Here is a 16359-nt window from a genome sequence, read left to right on the forward strand (position 1 = left end):
ATTACTCCTCCGGCAGCAGCTTCCAGCGCGGATCGTTGTCCGGCAGGGCGACCAGCGGCTGCACGACGGTCAGCACGATCTCATTGGACGAGACGCGCTGGCCTTTCTCATCTTCCACGACCGCCGACAGATGCCAGCGGTTGGTGGCCCCTTCCCGTTCATCCCAGGCAGGCATAATCACGCTCCAGCCCTCGCTGCTGTTGCTTTTCGCCGGTGACGTCAGGCTCAATGCCTGCGTATCCCCCTGCCAGTGGATCTGGCGAATGCCGTACGCGCTGCGAATCTGAAGCTTCAGCATGACGGTCTCGCCCCCTTTGAGATCCCACGGCGGCGTGGCCAGCCAGACCGACAGGGTTTTACGCTGGCGGAACTCCATCACCGGCAGGCTATTGCGCTCCGGCGAGTCATAGCGGCTTCCGCGCAGGGAGCGCGTAGCGGCAACCTCATCGGCGGAAAGCTGCTTAACCAGCGGCACGCCAAAGCGGTAGTTGAGCTTCAGCCCGAGATTATTCTGGCTCTCGCCGCTTTCGCCCTGCTTGTGCCCGGCGGTCAATGTGACCAGCGGGACGGGGGTATAGTTCAGCCCCAGATTGACCGCCACCGGGTTGTGATAGCCGGTGCCGCTGTTGAAGAGATCGACGTTATCGCCAAAGTATTGCTCGAAGCTAACGCTGGTATTCAGATGATGGAACCACGGCAGCCAGGCCTTAGCGGTGACGTCATATCCGCGCGCCATGCGCTGCTCCTGGACGTCAGAGCGTTCGCGCCAGCCGGCCAAGGGCTGGTAATAGTTCGCTGACAGGCGCAGATTTTCTCCCCACGCTTCCGCGCCCAGCCCGGCGCGCTGAAGGTTTTCGTCCAGCAGATTATCGTAGAAGGTGTTATAACCCAGCAGCCATTTCCCGGCGACCCAGCGCTGGCCGATTCCGGCGTTACTGACCAGGCCATCCGTCTGCTGGGTCAGACCAAGCTGGCTCCAGCTCAGATAGCGGTTGTTATCGTTCCAGGGGATAAACCAGCTCCCGCTGCTGCCGTTGAATTTGCCCTCGTTGTCCACCAGCAGGTTCACGCTGGCGTTCCCCCAGGGCGAAAGCCAGGACTCAATCTGCTGGTTCACTTCCCCGCTTACCGCGTCGCGCACCTGCCCAAAGGCAAACTGACGCGCCTGCTCGCCGGTCGTCAGGCCGTTATCGGTCATGCTTGCTTCACCGAAGGCTTTCGCCATTTCGGCGAGGTGTTTTTCTCCCTCGCGGGTTGGCGCGGCCAACCCCAGATCGGGAAGATTGTCCCCGTCATTATCAAAGGGATTCTGTGCCTGCTGGATAAAGGAATGCGGCGCGCCGTGAACGGCTCCGGCCATAATCAGGGGGAGTAATAACAGAAAACGAATGGGGGACGATACGGCCATCAACGTCGTAAATGAGAACCTGTGTTTATGGATAAATTCTTAATATGTTAACGCGATACGCGGTGAAATACAGTCCTGGCGGACATTTCAGGATTATCCTGATCTGATTGTCGGGTGGCGCTACGCTTACCCAACCTACGGGGCGGCACGAATTTGTCGGTCGGGTAAGGCGCAGCCGCTACCCGACGCCCTTACCCCCTCATCCAAGCAGTCCCTTCAGCTCCGGCACGCAGGAGCCACAGTTCGTACCACAGCGCAGCTTCGCTCCCAGCGCGGTCACGGAATCGCACCCTCCGGCAATCGCCTCCTGAATCGCATGTTCCCCGACGCTGAAGCAGCTACAGATAATGCGCCCAGGATCCGCACTCTCCTCCACGCCCTGCCCGCTCAGCAGCGCATGACGCTCTGCAGGCGTCGAGGGCGGCGAGCGAAACGCAGCGTCAATCACCGGGTGCGCCAGCTCGGGCGGCGCGGTGCCCTCCCAGAAGCCGAGCATCAGCTGACCTTCATGCCAGGCCAGCACGCTGCTGCGTTCGCCGGTTTGCGCAACCTGCAGCTGCCAGCCCCGGCCGCTGGCATAGTCCATGACCCACGAAAGCAGCGGCTTATCATCCGCGATCGTCATTCGCGAGGCTTTACGCCACCAGTAAACCGAAGCGGGCATATCCGGCCATTCGCGTGCATAGAGCTCACCCTGCCAGGCGGGCAGCCAGGGCATGATTCTGACAGCGGTTTGTTTACTTTCCGGCTGGCCCGAAACCGGATCGCAGCGCCCTTCCACCAGCGCGTTCACCTTTCCCTGGCGGGCAAACGCGGCGTTCCAGTGCATCGGGGCAAACGCCTCGCCTTTCCTTATCCCGTCGTTGATGCGCACCCTGGCGAGCATCACGCCGCGCGGCGAGCTAATGCGCGCCAGCTGGCCGTCACACAACGAAAACCGAGCGGCATCGCTGGCGCAGACCTCAACAAGCGGCTCCGCGATATGCTGCATTAGCCGGGGCACGTACCCCGTCCGGGTCATGGTGTGCCACTGGTCGCGGATGCGGCCAGTGTTGAGGATCAGCGGGTACAGCGCGGAGGCCGTCGCGCCGTGCGGCAGCGGATTAACGGGCACCACGTTTCGGCGCTGGAAATCCCCGGTCGGCCACTGATACGGCTCAAGGCGATCCCACGCTTCACGGGTTAACGCAGCCAGCTCATGAAGATTCAACGCCCGCGCGCCGTCATTTTCAAAGGCCGTCAGCGCCGCATGCTCGGCAAAAATCTCGTGCGGATGCTGCCAGGCAAAGGCGTCGCCGTAGCCCAGCCGTTCTGCAACCTGAGCAACGATCCACCAGTCTGGCTTTGCAGCACCCGGCGCAGGCAGAAACGCGCGCTGGCGAGAAATGCGTCGCTCGGAATTGGTCACCGTTCCGTCTTTTTCTCCCCAGCCCAGCGCGGGAAAACGGATATGGGCAAACCGGCTGGTGTCGGTATCGTTCATGACCTCAGAAACAATCACCAGCGGGCAGTCTGCCAGCGCCTGACAGACCGCGTGGCTGTCCGGCAGCGAGACCGCCGGGTTGGTGCCCATGATCCATACCGCCTTCACCTCGCCGCGGGCAATGGCATCAAACAGCTCAACCGCCATCAGGCCCGGCGTCTGCGCCAGCCGCTCCGTTCCCCAGAAGCGCGCTACCCGCGAAAGGTCGTCCGGCTCGAAGTTCATGTGCGCCGCCACCTGGTTCGCCAGCCCGCCCACCTCCCGGCCGCCCATGGCGTTTGGCTGTCCGGTCAGCGAAAACGGGCCGCAGCCCGGGCGGTTGAACTTCCCGCTGGCAAGATGGACGTTGATGATGGCGTTGCACTTGTCGCTGCCGCTCGATGACTGGTTGATCCCCATGGTGTAGAGCGTGATAGCGCGTGGCGCGGTGACAAACCAGTCATAAAACATACCGATATCCTGCTCCGGGAGGTCGCAGAACGCCGACACGCGGGCAACTGGCCACTCAGCGGTGCCCTGAATCAGATTGAGCAACCCCACAAACAGCCCGGCGTCGCTGCCCGGCCTCAGCGCCAGATGAAGATCGGCAATATCGCAGGTCGCGGTTCTGCGGGGATCGATCGCTACCACCTTCATCTGCGGATTGTTTTGCTTTGCCTGCACCAGCCGCTGATAGAGCACCGGATGCGTCCAGGCCGCGTTCGACCCCGCCAGCACCACCAGATCGCTCTTTTCCACATCTTCGTAGCTGCACGGCACCACGTCTTCGCCAAAGGCGCGCTTGTAGCCCACGACGGCAGAGGACATGCAGAGCCGCGAGTTGGTATCAATGTTTGCCGCGCCGATAAACCCTTTCATCAGCTTGTTGGCGGCATAGTAATCCTCGGTCAACAGCTGGCCGGAGGCATAAAACGCCACCGCCTGCGGCCCCCATTTATCGATAATCTCCCGCAGGCGCTCTCCTGCCGCGCTCAGCGCCTGCGTCCAGTCCACCTCAAGGCCGTCAACCACGGGGCGCAAAAGTCGCCCCCGTAACCCCGTTGTTTCCCCCAGGGCCGATCCTTTCACGCACAGGCGGCCAAAGTTCGCCGGATGGGTTTCATCTCCCCGAACGCTCACCGCGCCGCCTTCCACGCGGGCGACCACGCCGCAGCCCACCCCGCAGTAGGGGCATGTTGTCCGGGTTTCCGTCATGAGGCCTCCGCGCGCATGACCAGGGCGTCGCTTCCAACCCACACCTTGCCGTTTTCAATCTTCACCGGCCAGGCGCGCACCGCGGGTTCGCCGTTCTCAACCTGACAGCCGTCGCGCAGGCGAATGCGCTGCTTGTAGAGCGGTGAAATCACCACCGGCTCGCCCGCCGCATCGCCCAGAATGCCGCGTGAAAGCACGTTTGCCTCACCGCCCGGCTCCCGATCGTCGAGGGCGTAAACGGTTTTGCCAAAGCGGAACAGCGCGATCGGCTTGCGCCCAAGACGCGCGCCAATGCCCGCCTGCTCCGGGATATCCTCAATCGCGCAGATTTCCTGCCAGCGTTTGCCCTGCTCGGCGGCAGCGTCGTTCACCGCGGTGCGGAACAGCGCCAGGCGGTTGGGGTCGCTAAGCGTGGTCTGCCATTCGCACTGGTAGGTCTCCACCACGCGAGCCATCTCCTGCTCCAGCTCGTGGGCAATGCCGAGGCTGTCGTTGAGGATCACCTCGCGCAGGTAGTCGAGGCCGCCTTCCAGGTTGTCCATCCAGGTACTGGTGCGCTGCAGGCGATCCGCCGTGCGGATGTAAAACATCAGGAAGCGATCGACGGTGCGGATCAGCGTCTCGTCGTCCAGATCGCTGGCGAAAAGATCCGCATGGCGCGGCTTCATGCCGCCGTTGCCGCACAGATAGAGGTTCCAGCCCTTGTCCGTGGCAATCACCCCCACGTCTTTGCTCTGCGCCTCGGCGCACTCGCGGGTGCAGCCGGAGACCGCCATCTTGATTTTGTGCGGCGCGCGCAGGCCTTTATAACGGTGCTCCAGTTTGACCGCGAGGCCGGTGGAGTCCTGCACGCCGTAGCGGCACCAGGTCGACCCGACGCAGGATTTCACCGTACGCAGGGATTTTCCGTAGGCGTGCCCGGTTTCGAACCCGGCGTCTACCAGCGCCTGCCAGATCTCCGGCAGCTGCTCCAGGGTGGCACCAAACAGGTCAATACGCTGCCCGCCGGTAATTTTGCTGTACAGGCTGTAGCGTTTCGCAATCTGCCCGATGGCGATCAGCCCGTCTGCCGTCACTTCTCCGGCGGGCATGCGCGGCACGATGGAGTAAGTGCCGTCCTTCTGAATATTGGCAAAGTAACGGTCGTTGGTGTCCTGCAGCGGCAGATGCGCCGGTTTGAGCAGGTACTCATTCCAGCAGGAGGCCAGCACTGACCCGACCAGCGGCTTACAGATTTCGCACCCGTGCCCCTGACCGTAGCGGCTGATGAGCTGGTCAAAGGTGCGGATATGGTTAACGCGCACCAGGTGATAAATTTCCTGCCGCGAGTAGGGGAAGTGCTCGCAGATGTCCTTTTTCACCTCCACGCCCTGCTCGGCAAGCTGGAATTCCATCACCTGCTTCACCAGCGCGCTACAGCCCCCGCAGCCGGTCGCCGCTTTGGTGCACTGCTTAACGGCGCCGATATCCGCTGCGCCTTCGTTCACCGCCCGGCAAATATCGCCTTTGCTGACGTTATGGCACGAACAGATCTGCGCGCTTTCCGGCAGCGCCGCCACGCCCAGCGCTTTTGGCGCGCTGCCAGAGGACACGGGTAATATCAGCGTTTCCGGCGCTTTCGGCAGGCTGATGCCGTTAAGCATCATCTGCACCAGCGTGGCGTATTCGCTGGCGTCCCCCACCAGCACGCCGCCGAGCAGCGTTTTGCCGTCGTGGCTGACCACGATTTTCTTGTAGATTTGCTGCGGACCGTGCGTCCACTGGTAGCTCAGCGCTCCCGGCGTGCGCCCGTGAGCGTCACCGAACGACGCAACGTCGACGCCGAGCAGCTTGAGCTTAGTGCTCATATCCGCGCCGGTGAAGGTTTTATCCTCACCCGCCAGCGCGGCGGCGGCGACGCGCGCCATCTGGTAGCCCGGCGCGACCAGACCAAAGATTTTCCCTTCCCACAGGGCACATTCGCCGATGGCCAGCACGTCCGGGTCGGAGGTGCGACAGCTATTATCAATGCCGATCCCGCCGCGCTCGCCGATGGCCAGCCCGCTGCTGCGCGCCAGCGCGTCCTGCGGACGAATACCGGCAGAAAAGACCACCATGTCCGTTTCCAGCTGTTCGCCATCGGCAAAGCGCAGCACCAGCCCGCCGTCCGTCGAGGCAATTTCCGTGGTGGCTTTCGAGGTATGAACGCCGACGCCCAGCGCCTCGATTTTCTTGCGCAGCATAGACGCGCCGTCGTTATCAAGCTGCACCGCCATCAGGTTGGGCGCAAACTCCACCACGTGGGTTTCCAGCCCGAGCTGCTTCAGGGCATTCGCCGCCTCCAGCCCCAGCAGCCCGCCGCCAATCACCACGCCGCGACGCGAGCCCGCCGCGTGGGCGGCAATGTTGTCCAGATCGTCGAGCGTGCGGTAGACAAAACACCCCGGCAGATCGTTGCCCGTCACCGGTGGAACGAACGGGTATGAGCCGGTCGCCAGCACCAGTTTGTCCCAGTGGGTCTCATGCCCGCTGGCGGTACGCACCACGCGCGCGGCGCGGTCAATAGCGACGACCTGCTGCGAGAGGCGCAGCTCAATGCCGTTGTCGGCAAAAAAATCACCTTCCACCAGCGAGAGCGACGCCGCGCTGCGGCCGCCAAAATATTCTGAGAGATGTACGCGGTCATAGGCGGCATAGCGCTCCTCGCCAAAGACCACGATCTGATACTGCTGATGCAGATTGCGGTTCACGCAATCCTCAAGGAAATGATGGCCGACCATACCGTGCCCAACCACCACCAGAGTAGGTTTTGTCATAGCGTTCTGTCCTGCAACCTGCGGTTGCGTAGTGAATCGATCGAACAGCCAGTCCGCGTGCGCGGGCGCGGCCGTTGCCAGTAAATGGGTAAATGTTGCCGCGCTGCGGCAGTCGCCCATCAGCAGCACGCCCGCCAGCGCCCCCTGATGGATCAGTAAGCGTCGATAGTGGCGGGTCAGCGGATCCCATGCGCGCCAGACGACATCGCCCTCCTGCTCCGCCGCGCGACCGAGGCTGAACAACTCCACGCCGGTCACCTTGAGGCGCACCCCGTTGTCAGTCAGAACAAACGGCGCGGTGGCTTCGCCCGCCAGCCGTGCGGCGAGGATCTCCGCCTGCGCCATACAGGGGGCGACCAGGCCAAACGTCTGGCCGTCAATTTCGCAGCATTCGCCTATGGCGTAGACGCTCGGCGTGGAGGTTTGCATCTGGTGATCCACCACAATCCCGCGCGCGCAGCGAATGCCGCTGGCCTTCGCCAGCGCGACGTTGGGCTGGACGCCGGTCGCCAGCACCACGCGCGCCGCAGCGATGCTGCGTCCGTTGAGCAGCGTCACGGTATTGTCGTTAATGGCCGAGATGCCGGAGGCGAGCTCGCAGCGCACGCCCCGCGCCGCCAGCGCCTCTTCCAGCAGCATTCCCGCCTGCTGGTCCAGCTGTTGTTCCATCAGCCACGGGCCGCGATGAACAAGCGTGACGTGGTCACCCGAGCGTGCCAGGGCTGCCGCCGTCTCAACCCCGAGCACGCCGCCGCCCAGCACCACCGCCGGACCGGCAATCGCCTGAATGGCCCGGGTATCCTCCAGGGTACGAAACGTGAACACCTGCGGCGCATCGCTGCCGGGGACGGGCGGAACAAAAGGCGTTGAACCGGTGGCAAACACCAGCGCATCCCAGCCCAGCGTGCGGGCGGCGGTACGCACTTCCCGTGACGCCACGTCCACGGCAAGCGCCCTTTCGCCCCGCAGCACCGTTACGCCACGCTCCTGATACCAGTCGTCATCCTGAAGGCAGATGTCCCGAGCCGCTTTCTCGCCCCCCAGCACCGGCGAAAGCTGAATGCGGTTATAGGCATGCTCTGGCTCATCACCGACGACGGTGATAGCAAAACGACCCGAGGCCCGTCCGGTTAGCGAGTCAATCAGCCGGGTAGCCGCCATTCCATTCCCGATAATCACCAGTCGCATCAACGCCCCCTCGTTACGCCGCTTTCGGCTGTTTTTCGTAGAGGAAATGCAGGATCTGCTGGCGCATGTGGTGGTAGCGGCTGTCGTCCGCCAGTTGCACCCGGTTACGCGGACGCGGCAGGTCAACGCGCAGGATCTCCCCCACGGTCGCCGCCGGGCCGTTGGTCATCATCAGCACGCGATCGGAGAGCAATACCGCCTCGTCCACGTCGTGGGTGATAAGGACAATGGTGGTGTTCAGCGCCTGCTGGATCTGCATCACCGAGTCCTGCAGATGCGCGCGCGTCAGGGCATCGAGCGCGCCGAAGGGTTCATCCATCAGCAGGACTTTCGGCTTCATCGCCAGCGCCCGGGCAATGCCCACGCGCTGCTTCATGCCGCCGGAGATCTCCCCCGGGCGCTTGTGCAGGGCATGCCCCATCTGCACGCGGTCGAGGTTGTGCTCAATCCACTCCCTGCGCTCCGCCTTGCTCATGCTGTGGCGAAACACGTGGTCGACCGCCAGGGCCACGTTGTCGAAGCAGGTGAGCCACGGCAGCAGCGAGTGGTTCTGAAAGACCACGGCACGTTCCGGACCCGGCCCGGCGATTTCGCGGTTGTCGCAAATCAGCCCGCCTTCCGTCGGCAGTGTAATACCGGCGATAAGGTTGAGTAGCGTCGATTTACCGCAGCCGGAGTGACCAATCAGGCTGACGGTTTCGCCCTCGTGGATATCAAAAGAGACGTTTTGCAGCGCCAGAAACTCGCCGCTGGCGGTGGAAAAACGCTGGCTCACGCCCTGGACCTGAATTAATGGTTTCATGCTCGCTCCTTATTTTTCCTGCCAGCTAAAGCGACGGGCAATCAGCATCAGCCCCTGCTCCAGCAGCAGCCCGACCACGCCAATGATGACGATGGCGATGAGAATGTTTTCGACGTTGAGGTTGTTCCACTCGTTCCAGATCCAGAAGCCGATCCCTACGCCCCCGGTGAGCATCTCGGCGGCGACAATCACCAGCCAGGCAATACCGATGGAGAGGCGCACCCCGGTCAGCACCGCGGGCAGCACCGCCGGGAAGAGAATGCGGCGCATGATGGTCCACTCAGAGAGCTGCAGCACCCGGGCGACGTTGAGGTAGTCCTGCGGAATGCGGCGCACCCCTTCGGCGGTGTTGATCACCATCGGCCAGATGGAGCAGATAAAAATGGTCCAGCTGGAGGCCGGTTCCGCTTTCTGGAACAGCAGCAGGCCGATGGGCAGCCAGGCCAGCGGGCTGACCGGCCGCAGGAGGGCAACTAACGGGTTGAACATGCGCGAGAAAAAGGTGAAGCGGCCAATCAGAAAGCCCAGCGGGATACCCGCCAGCGCTGCCAGACCGAAGCCGATGGCGACGCGCTGCAGTGACGCAAGCACGTTCCAGCCTATGCCCATATCGTTTGGCCCGTCGCGATAAAACGGATCGGCGAACAGGGTTATGGCCGAGTCGAGGGTGCTGAGCGGCGTCGGGAAGCCTTTGCTGTTTATCGCCGCCAGCTGCCAGAGCACCACCAGCAGTCCCAGCCCGAGGCACGCCGGAATAATGCGCGAAAGGATCGCGTTAATCCGACGCGCAATCGTCGGCGTACGGCGGCGAACCTGCACCGGGGGGAGGAGAATCACCTCCCCACTCTCCGGCTTCTCTTGTGGTTTCGTATTTTGCAGATGCGGCATATTCAGGCCCCTTTACGGTGAATGGCGAAACGGTTGGCGTATCCTTCCGGGTCGGTACCGTTCCAGACGGTGCCGTCCATCAATGTGCTACTGCGCAGGGGGGAAGACGGCGTGGTCATGCCTCCCACCGCCGTGGCGGCATCCTGCCAGACCGCAGTCTGGTTAATGCGCTGCGCAATGCCCGCATAGTCCGGTGCGGATTTGAGCAAGCCCCAGCGGCGGAACTGGGTTAAGAACCACATGCCGTCAGAGAGATACGGGTAGCTCACGGCCCCCTCGTTGAAGAAGCGGATCGGGTGCGCGTCCTGCCAGCGCTGCCCCAGGCCGTTGTCGTACTCGCCGAGCATGCGTCCGGTGAGATACTGCTCTTTGCAGTTGAGCCACGCCCGCCGGGAGAGGATCTGCGCGGTTTCACGCTTGTTTTCCGGGGACGCCTCGATCCAGCGCGCGGCCTCCATCACGGCGCTCACCAGCGCCCGGGCGGTGTGCGGATTTTTCTCCACCCAGTCGCGACGCGTGCCGAGGATTTTTTCCGGATGGTCGGCCCAGATGGACTGCGACGTGGCGGCGGTCAAGCCGATGCGGTCGTTGATGGCCCGCGCGTTCCACGGCTCGCCAACGCAAAAGCCCACCATGTTGCCAATGCGCATGTTCATTACCATCTGCGGCGGCGGCACCACCACCGTGCGCACGTCGTCAAAGGGGTTAATGCCCGCGCTGGCCAGCCAGTAGTAGAGCCACATGGCGTGCGTCCCGGTCGGGAAGGTGTGCGCGAAGGTATAAGTGCCGGGCGCCTGCTGCCCGACCAGCGTTTTCAGCCCGTCGAGATCGCGAACGCCCTTCTCTGCCAGATCGCTGGAAAGCGTAATCGCCTGGCCGTTCTGGTTGAGCGTCATCAGGTTCGCCATCTGCTGCGGCTTGCCGGCGATGCCCAGCTCCAGCCCGTAGAGCAGGCCGTAGAGAATGTGCGCGGCGTCCAGCTCGCCCGCCACCAGCTTGTCGCGCACCGCCGCCCAGCTCGCCTCTTTGGTGGGCACGATGGTAATACCGTATTTTTTATCAAACCCTTTCAGCGCCGCGATAACCACCGGGGCACAGTCGGTCAGCGGGATAAACCCGATGCGCACCGTTTCCTGCTCCGGTTTATCCGAACCTGCCGCCCATGCGGCCTGCATGACACCCGGTAACAGCATTGCACCACTCGCCAGCATGCTGGCCTGCAAAAACCGCCGTCTCGACAAATCCGCCATGACCACTCCTGAAAAAAAAAGCAAAAAAAAGCGCCCACGGTGCCGAAGCACCAGTGGACGCCTTTATCCCGAAGACGGATGCACCGCCGTTGGCGCATCGTCAAAAATGGTTAATCGAATAATGCAAAGGCAATGCCAGGTTTTAACCCGCAGTTTCCGCGGCGCTAGCAGAACGCCCCTCGTCACAACGCACCTCAATCAGGCAGAAAATGCCCACAGATTGTGCAGCTACTCCTTTGGTGTTACCTGCCATAAATTCTTCACCATAAGCAGCGCGCGGGCGATATCCACCATCCTTTGGTTCTTGTCCATCGCCATCTTACGCAGCGCCGTCCAGGCCTGTTCCTCGCTCATGCTCTGGTGGGTCATCAGGACGCTTTTTGCTTTATCAATGATTTTGCGTTCCTCAAGCGTATCGCGCAGGGACGCCAGCTGGCGCGAGAGCTGTTCTATCTCGCGCGCCTGCTGACGTACCAGGGTGAGCAACGGTTTTTCTGGATAATGCATCAGCGGATCGTCTTGCTCATCCGCGGGAAGCACGTACTCGTCGTGACCCTCGATACGCTCGTCCACCGCCACCATCAGATCGACGATGATCGTCTCCTCCAGCGTGCTCAGATGCTCAAGGCGCGCGGTTTGCAAAGCAAACCAGCTCAGTGCGGTAAGGCCATCGTCAGCGGGAGGCTGGCGGGTACAGGCGACTCGCCGGAGCTGCTCCGTTTCGCGATCGGGCTGACAGTGCAGGGAAAAGATGGTCTGCACGTCGGCGTGACTGTGCGAGAGAAAAATCTCAAAGCAGGCCTGCTGCCCGTCAATACGGTCAACCAGCCTCTGGCGCGTTACGTCATCGAAAAAACCCTGCGTGAAGCCGATTGCCCCCAGGGCCCTTTCCTGCCCTACCAGCTCTTTACCCTGCATCAGGCTATAAAGGGCGACAAACCGGCCTGCGATTTGCGGATCGTCAATGCTGTCATTGAGCTGCGGCACGATACTGAGCAGATGGCGAAGCATGCGGGAGTAGTGCTCCATCGCCTGCGGTGCCGTTACCGTTTGCCGGTTAACACCGTCACGCAGTGCGGGAAGCGTATCCAGGTTCAGCAACGCGCCACCAATGCGTTCACAGACGGTACTTCCCGGTAGCGGGGACTGTGCTTCAAGCATGTCATAAAGTGAAGCGAGGTTTTCATCCACCAGCGCCCGGCTGGCTTTGCATTCGGGGGCGTAAAGCTTACCCTTTGAGCAGAGCCAGACGTTGGATGCCCCACGTTCACACTGTAACATGTGCACCAGCTGGCTAATGCCGTGCACAAGTACGCCCAGCTGTGCCAGCCTGCTGAGCTGCTCCCTGCGCATCGTTCGTGCGCGCTCGAGCCATTCGGCAGCGCCTGGCGAAATGCCAGCCATTAATGTCATGCTTACTCTCCAGAACGGCGAAACTCGGGAAAGCGAAGCAATATTCGTGCCTTTATAAGAACAGGAGTCAACATGCAAAAGATTGTGATTGTCGCCAACGGTGCCGCTTACGGCAGCGAATCCCTTTTTAACAGCCTGCGCCTGGCCATTGCGCTGCGTGAAAAAGAGAGCGACCTGGCGTTAAAACTCTTTTTAATGTCGGACGCGGTCACCGCCGGGCTGAAGGGCCAAAAGCCGGCAGAGGGCTATAACATTCAGCAGATGCTGGAGATCCTCACCGCGCAAAACGTGCCGGTGAAGCTGTGTAAGACCTGTACCGACGGGCGCGGTATTAGCGGTTTGCCGCTGATTGATGGCGTAGAAATTGGTACGCTGGTTGAGCTGGCCGAGTGGACGCTGTCCGCCGATAAAGTATTAACTTTTTAATAGTAAAGCCGTAAAAATATTATTTTCTTATGGACGCGGTTTCAGCATCAAGTTTACCTGCGGGGTTGCCGATAGGCATGGAAACAACACAGCAGGTATTTCACTTATGTTCAGATCGATTCGTGCACGCATCATCGCGACGACGGCAGGCTGTCTGGTCGTCGCCCTTCTTCTTAATACCGTTATTAACTTCCAGGTCACGCGCCAGGATAACCAGCAGTCCCAGCGCGATATTCTGACCAGCACCAGCGCCAGCCATAATATGGCGATTGCCGACTGGGTAAAAAGCAAGATGACGGCGATCGCCTCCGCGCAGACCGTTGCGCTGAGCGACGATCCGGTTCCGGTGTTTAAGCAGCTTGCGCAGGCGGGTGGATTCACCAACGTCTATGTTGGGTATGCCAGCAAAACCGCGAAATTCTCCGATCCGGCGGGTGTTCCGGCGGACTATGACCCGACCATACGCCCGTGGTATCAGCAGGTGGTGAGCACGGACGGTCCGGTTGTTACCGCGCCCTACGTTGACGCAGGGACCGGTAAACTGGTGGTGACCTTCGCCGTGCCGGTAAAAGAAAATGGCGTCCTGAAAGCGGTCGTGGCGGGCGATGTGGCCATGGACAGCGTGGTGGCAAACGTGCGCGGGATCCATCCCACCCCGGCCAGCAGCGGCCTGCTGCTGAACAGCGACGGCAGCGTGATTGCGGCCAACGATCCGGCCCTGACGCTTAAGCCGTTTGCTGAGACAATTAAAGGCGTTGATTTTGCTACGTTAAAAAACGGTAAGCCGATCGACGGAACGCTGAATGATGCTGAAAAAACCTTCGTGGCGACCGCCGTGCCGGGCACCAGCTGGCTGTTAGTCGTCGCGCTCGACAGCGGTGACGCCACCTCCGGCATGCGTTCCCTGCTTAAGGCATCGGGGATTTCGCTGGTGATCCTGGCGCTGCTGAGCGCAGCGATTGTGCACTTCCTGATTGCCCGCCTGCTAAAGCGCCTGTCTGACATTCGCGACGCGATGCACAGCATTGCCAACGGCACTAACGACCTGTCGCAGCGCCTGCCGGATACCGGCGAAGACGAGGTGGCGCAGATTGCGCAGGCCTTTAACGCCTTCAGCGATAAGCTGTCGGTGGTGATGGTGCAGCTCCGCGACGCCAGTGAATCGGTGAAAAACGCCGCGCAGGAGATTGCCGCCGGTAACCAGGATCTCTCCGGACGCACCGAGCAGGCGGCCTCCAGCCTGCGCGAGACGGCCAGCGCCGTGGAGCAGATCACCGCCTCGGTGACGCAGTCGAATGAATCGGCGGCAGAGGCGAACGATCAGGCCAGCAAAGCCTCAGCGGCCGCGGCGCGCGGCGGCGAAGTGGTATCCCAGGCGATCAGCACCATGCAGTCCATCGAAGTCGCGTCGGCAAAAATTGGCGATATCACCAGCGTGATTGACGGCATTGCGTTCCAGACCAACATTCTGGCGCTGAACGCCTCCGTCGAGGCGGCGCGTGCGGGTGAACAGGGGCGCGGGTTTGCCGTCGTCGCAGGCGAAGTGCGTAACCTGGCGAGCCGCAGCGCCCAGGCGGCGAAGGAGATCAAATCGCTGATTGATTCCACCACCGACAGCGTGGCGACAGGCTCACGCTACGTGCATCTGGCGGGGGAAAGCATGGACGAGATCCGCTCCAGCATCGGTAGCGTCTCCGGCATTATGCGTGAAATCTCCATCGCCACCAGCGAGCAGATGAGAGGCATCCATGAGATCAACCACGCGGTGACCCATCTCGACAGGATGGTCCAGCAGAACGCCGAGCTGGTGGTGGAATCCGCCGCCGCCGCGGGCGCCCTGCAGAGCCAGGCGGGTGACCTTGCTGAAACGGCCGGTCATTTCCGCATATAATTTTATTCCGGCGCGCGTTTAGCGGGTAAAACGCGCGCCAGCGGAAATTCTGAGGGATTTTGTCATTTTTGTTTAATCGTTATGCCATTTTTTGATCAAAATCAGCATCCCGACGCTCCCCCTTTGGTGTTATGCCATGAGTGAATTGTGAACAATATCACGCTCGGACATGGCTGCAGGGAGAGCGTTGTTTAAAACTACGGGGTACAAAATGGCACTGGTAAAAACAAGTTTGAAGCTGTTTGGCGGGGATACGGTCGTGGTGCGTTGCTCAGAGCGCTGCCGTATTCATCTGATGAGTTCGAAAGCGCAGCAACAGTCACAGGCGGATATTCTCACCGTGCAGGATGACAAGGCCTGGCTTACCGTGCCGTATACCGGCACCTGGGATGTGCTGATCGACAGCCACAGCCCGTCGCTGGAGCATTCCGTCAGTTACGTAGCCGCATAAATGATGCGCCCGGCGAGCCGGGCGTATCGTCATGCAAATCCTGCTCGCAGCGTGCCGTTGAGCGGGTTCCCTTCCAGCAGCGCCCTCACCTTTACCACCAGCTCGTTCAGACAGTCGTCCTTCATGCCGAGGCGGGTTAGCTCCTGGTCGAGAGAGAAAAGATACTGCGCGTTGGTGCCCAAGGGCCCGCTGGCGGCGGCAATGAGCGGGGCGATCACCTGGGTGCGGGTGTCCGCCTCATAGAGCGGATGGCGCGGGTCCATAATAAACACCAGCGCGTTGACGGTGCGTCCGTCGTCCAGCTCCAGCTTGCACCAGCTCGGCATATAGCAGCCGGTGATCATCTCGCGCTTCCAGAGCAGCGTGAGCTCCTCTTCGAGCGTGGCATCGGGCAGGCGATACGCCACGCCCGTGGTGCGTCCGCCCTCTTTCAGTGCAAGCATGCGCCCAGGCTGACACGCGCTGCCGCGTCCGGCCGTCAGGCGCAGGCAAAATGCACGATGCCAGCCGGGCAGCGTGCCCGTTGCCGATTCAACAAATTCCAGAGCCGGGTTCCACATCAGGGAGCCGTAGCCAAAAATCCATACCGGGCCATCATCCGGGCGGCAGGCAAGCGTGGCAGCGAGCGACGCCGCACGTTGTTCAGCTGACCAGAGAAGCGATTCCTCAATAGCACCAAATGCCGTCTTACAATCTGCCTTCATTAAGAAATCACGCGTTAACACTTTACACCTCCGCCACTGCATGCTTCCTTGCGACATCTGAAACTCGCCTTCCCGGCCTTCTATGCTGGTCATTTTGCCAGCAGTCAAATAACGATAAGCAATTAGCGGACCCGTTGCAATACAACGGAAGTTCAACCGCCTGAAAAGTCAAAATGAAGGCAGCGAATTATTTCACGGCTATTTCTTTTTGTGCCATTTATCATCGTCTCCCTTCTCATAGTCATGTTTTACTGCGGCCCAGGCGACTTTGTGTGCAGTCTCTTCGCGGCTGGCGTCGTCCCGACGATCTTCTTTGTCTTTGTACTGATCCCAGGCGCTGTTAAACGCCTCTTTGTAGATATCCTGCGCGTGAGCGGGCAGCACGTTTTGCACGTTATCCGGTAATTCGCGTTTCGCTTTATAGGGCATCATTAACCTCTCTTTTGGCTAAAGAGATAAGTGTGGA

At 61.2% G+C, this 16359-nt stretch carries 12 protein-coding genes; 3 read left to right on the forward strand and 9 right to left on the reverse strand.

What is annotated here, in order from left to right; genetic code table 11:
• Position 1: 1 nt before the first annotated feature.
• The 7 genes from FY206_RS14005 to nasR form a co-directional block, all read right to left on the reverse strand.
• Complete coding sequence (locus tag FY206_RS14005) at positions 2-1408, reverse strand: YchO/YchP family invasin (protein ID WP_032641052.1); 1407 nt, start codon at positions 1406-1408, stop codon at positions 2-4.
• Between the two features lie 199 nt (positions 1409-1607).
• Positions 1608-4085 carry a nitrate reductase gene (locus tag FY206_RS14010; RefSeq protein WP_032641053.1) on the reverse strand — a complete coding sequence of 826 codons (2478 nt, stop codon included), beginning with the start codon at positions 4083-4085 and terminating at the stop codon, positions 1608-1610.
• A complete protein-coding gene (gene nirB / locus FY206_RS14015) occupies positions 4082-8068 on the reverse strand; it encodes a nitrite reductase large subunit NirB (protein WP_077064367.1) in 3987 nt (1328 codons plus the stop codon). The genes FY206_RS14010 and nirB overlap by 4 nt, the downstream gene beginning before the upstream one ends.
• A gap of 13 nt (positions 8069-8081) precedes the next feature.
• On the reverse strand, positions 8082-8870 hold the full coding sequence (locus FY206_RS14020) for an ABC transporter ATP-binding protein (protein ID WP_032641054.1): 789 nt from the start codon (positions 8868-8870) through the stop codon (positions 8082-8084).
• Between the two features lie 9 nt (positions 8871-8879).
• A complete protein-coding gene (ntrB, locus tag FY206_RS14025; RefSeq protein WP_032641055.1) occupies positions 8880-9758 on the reverse strand; it encodes a nitrate ABC transporter permease in 879 nt (292 codons plus the stop codon).
• 2 nt (positions 9759-9760) lie between these two features.
• Complete coding sequence (locus tag FY206_RS14030) at positions 9761-11008, reverse strand: CmpA/NrtA family ABC transporter substrate-binding protein (protein WP_032641056.1); 1248 nt, start codon at positions 11006-11008, stop codon at positions 9761-9763.
• A 228-nt stretch (positions 11009-11236) separates the two neighbouring features.
• Positions 11237-12421, reverse strand: coding sequence for a nitrate regulatory protein NasR (gene nasR / locus FY206_RS14035; RefSeq protein ID WP_032641057.1), 1185 nt, complete (start codon positions 12419-12421; stop codon positions 11237-11239).
• Positions 12422-12493: 72 nt separating this feature from the next.
• Between nasR and FY206_RS14040 the strand changes: the two genes are divergently transcribed.
• From FY206_RS14040 to FY206_RS14050, 3 genes are all read left to right on the forward strand, one after another.
• Entirely contained in the window at positions 12494-12847 is a 354-nt protein-coding gene (locus tag FY206_RS14040; RefSeq protein WP_032641058.1) for a DsrE/DsrF/TusD sulfur relay family protein, read from the forward strand.
• Positions 12848-12953: 106 nt separating this feature from the next.
• The gene (locus FY206_RS14045; RefSeq protein WP_032641059.1) at positions 12954-14738 is read left to right on the forward strand and encodes a methyl-accepting chemotaxis protein; all 1785 of its coding nucleotides are present in this window, start codon (positions 12954-12956) and stop codon (positions 14736-14738) included.
• Positions 14739-14949: 211 nt separating this feature from the next.
• Positions 14950-15189: a DUF1883 domain-containing protein gene (locus FY206_RS14050; protein WP_032641060.1), complete on the forward strand. Its 240-nt coding sequence runs from the start codon at positions 14950-14952 to the stop codon at positions 15187-15189.
• 29 nt (positions 15190-15218) lie between these two features.
• Here FY206_RS14050 and FY206_RS14055 read toward each other — a convergent pair whose 3' ends face one another.
• Together FY206_RS14055 and chaB are read right to left on the reverse strand one after the other, a co-directional pair.
• Positions 15219-15914: a gamma-glutamylcyclotransferase gene (locus tag FY206_RS14055; protein ID WP_032641062.1), complete on the reverse strand. Its 696-nt coding sequence runs from the start codon at positions 15912-15914 to the stop codon at positions 15219-15221.
• Between the two features lie 177 nt (positions 15915-16091).
• Positions 16092-16322 (reverse strand): putative cation transport regulator ChaB, encoded by a 231-nt coding sequence (gene chaB, locus FY206_RS14060; protein WP_032642623.1) that lies wholly within the window; start codon positions 16320-16322, stop codon positions 16092-16094.
• Between the last annotated feature and the right edge of the window lie 37 nt (positions 16323-16359).

The sequence above is a fragment of the Enterobacter chengduensis genome, from assembly GCF_001984825.2.
Taxonomy (GTDB): Bacteria; Pseudomonadota; Gammaproteobacteria; order Enterobacterales; family Enterobacteriaceae; genus Enterobacter; species Enterobacter chengduensis.

What these genes read in the sequence shown, in the direction of transcription:
- FY206_RS14005 (WP_032641052.1), bottom strand. Translation starts at nt 1,408, where the DNA reads ATGGCCGTATCGTCCCCCATTCGTTTTCTGTTATTACTCCCCCTGATT.
- FY206_RS14010 (WP_032641053.1), bottom strand. Translation starts at nt 4,085, where the DNA reads ATGACGGAAACCCGGACAACATGCCCCTACTGCGGGGTGGGCTGCGGC.
- nirB (WP_077064367.1), bottom strand. Translation starts at nt 8,068, where the DNA reads ATGCGACTGGTGATTATCGGGAATGGAATGGCGGCTACCCGGCTGATT.
- FY206_RS14020 (WP_032641054.1), bottom strand. Translation starts at nt 8,870, where the DNA reads ATGAAACCATTAATTCAGGTCCAGGGCGTGAGCCAGCGTTTTTCCACC.
- ntrB (WP_032641055.1), bottom strand. Translation starts at nt 9,758, where the DNA reads ATGCCGCATCTGCAAAATACGAAACCACAAGAGAAGCCGGAGAGTGGG.
- FY206_RS14030 (WP_032641056.1), bottom strand. Translation starts at nt 11,008, where the DNA reads ATGGCGGATTTGTCGAGACGGCGGTTTTTGCAGGCCAGCATGCTGGCG.
- nasR (WP_032641057.1), bottom strand. Translation starts at nt 12,421, where the DNA reads ATGACATTAATGGCTGGCATTTCGCCAGGCGCTGCCGAATGGCTCGAG.
- FY206_RS14040 (WP_032641058.1), top strand. Translation starts at nt 12,494, where the DNA reads ATGCAAAAGATTGTGATTGTCGCCAACGGTGCCGCTTACGGCAGCGAA.
- FY206_RS14045 (WP_032641059.1), top strand. Translation starts at nt 12,954, where the DNA reads ATGTTCAGATCGATTCGTGCACGCATCATCGCGACGACGGCAGGCTGT.
- FY206_RS14050 (WP_032641060.1), top strand. Translation starts at nt 14,950, where the DNA reads ATGGCACTGGTAAAAACAAGTTTGAAGCTGTTTGGCGGGGATACGGTC.
- chaB (WP_032642623.1), bottom strand. Translation starts at nt 16,322, where the DNA reads ATGCCCTATAAAGCGAAACGCGAATTACCGGATAACGTGCAAAACGTG.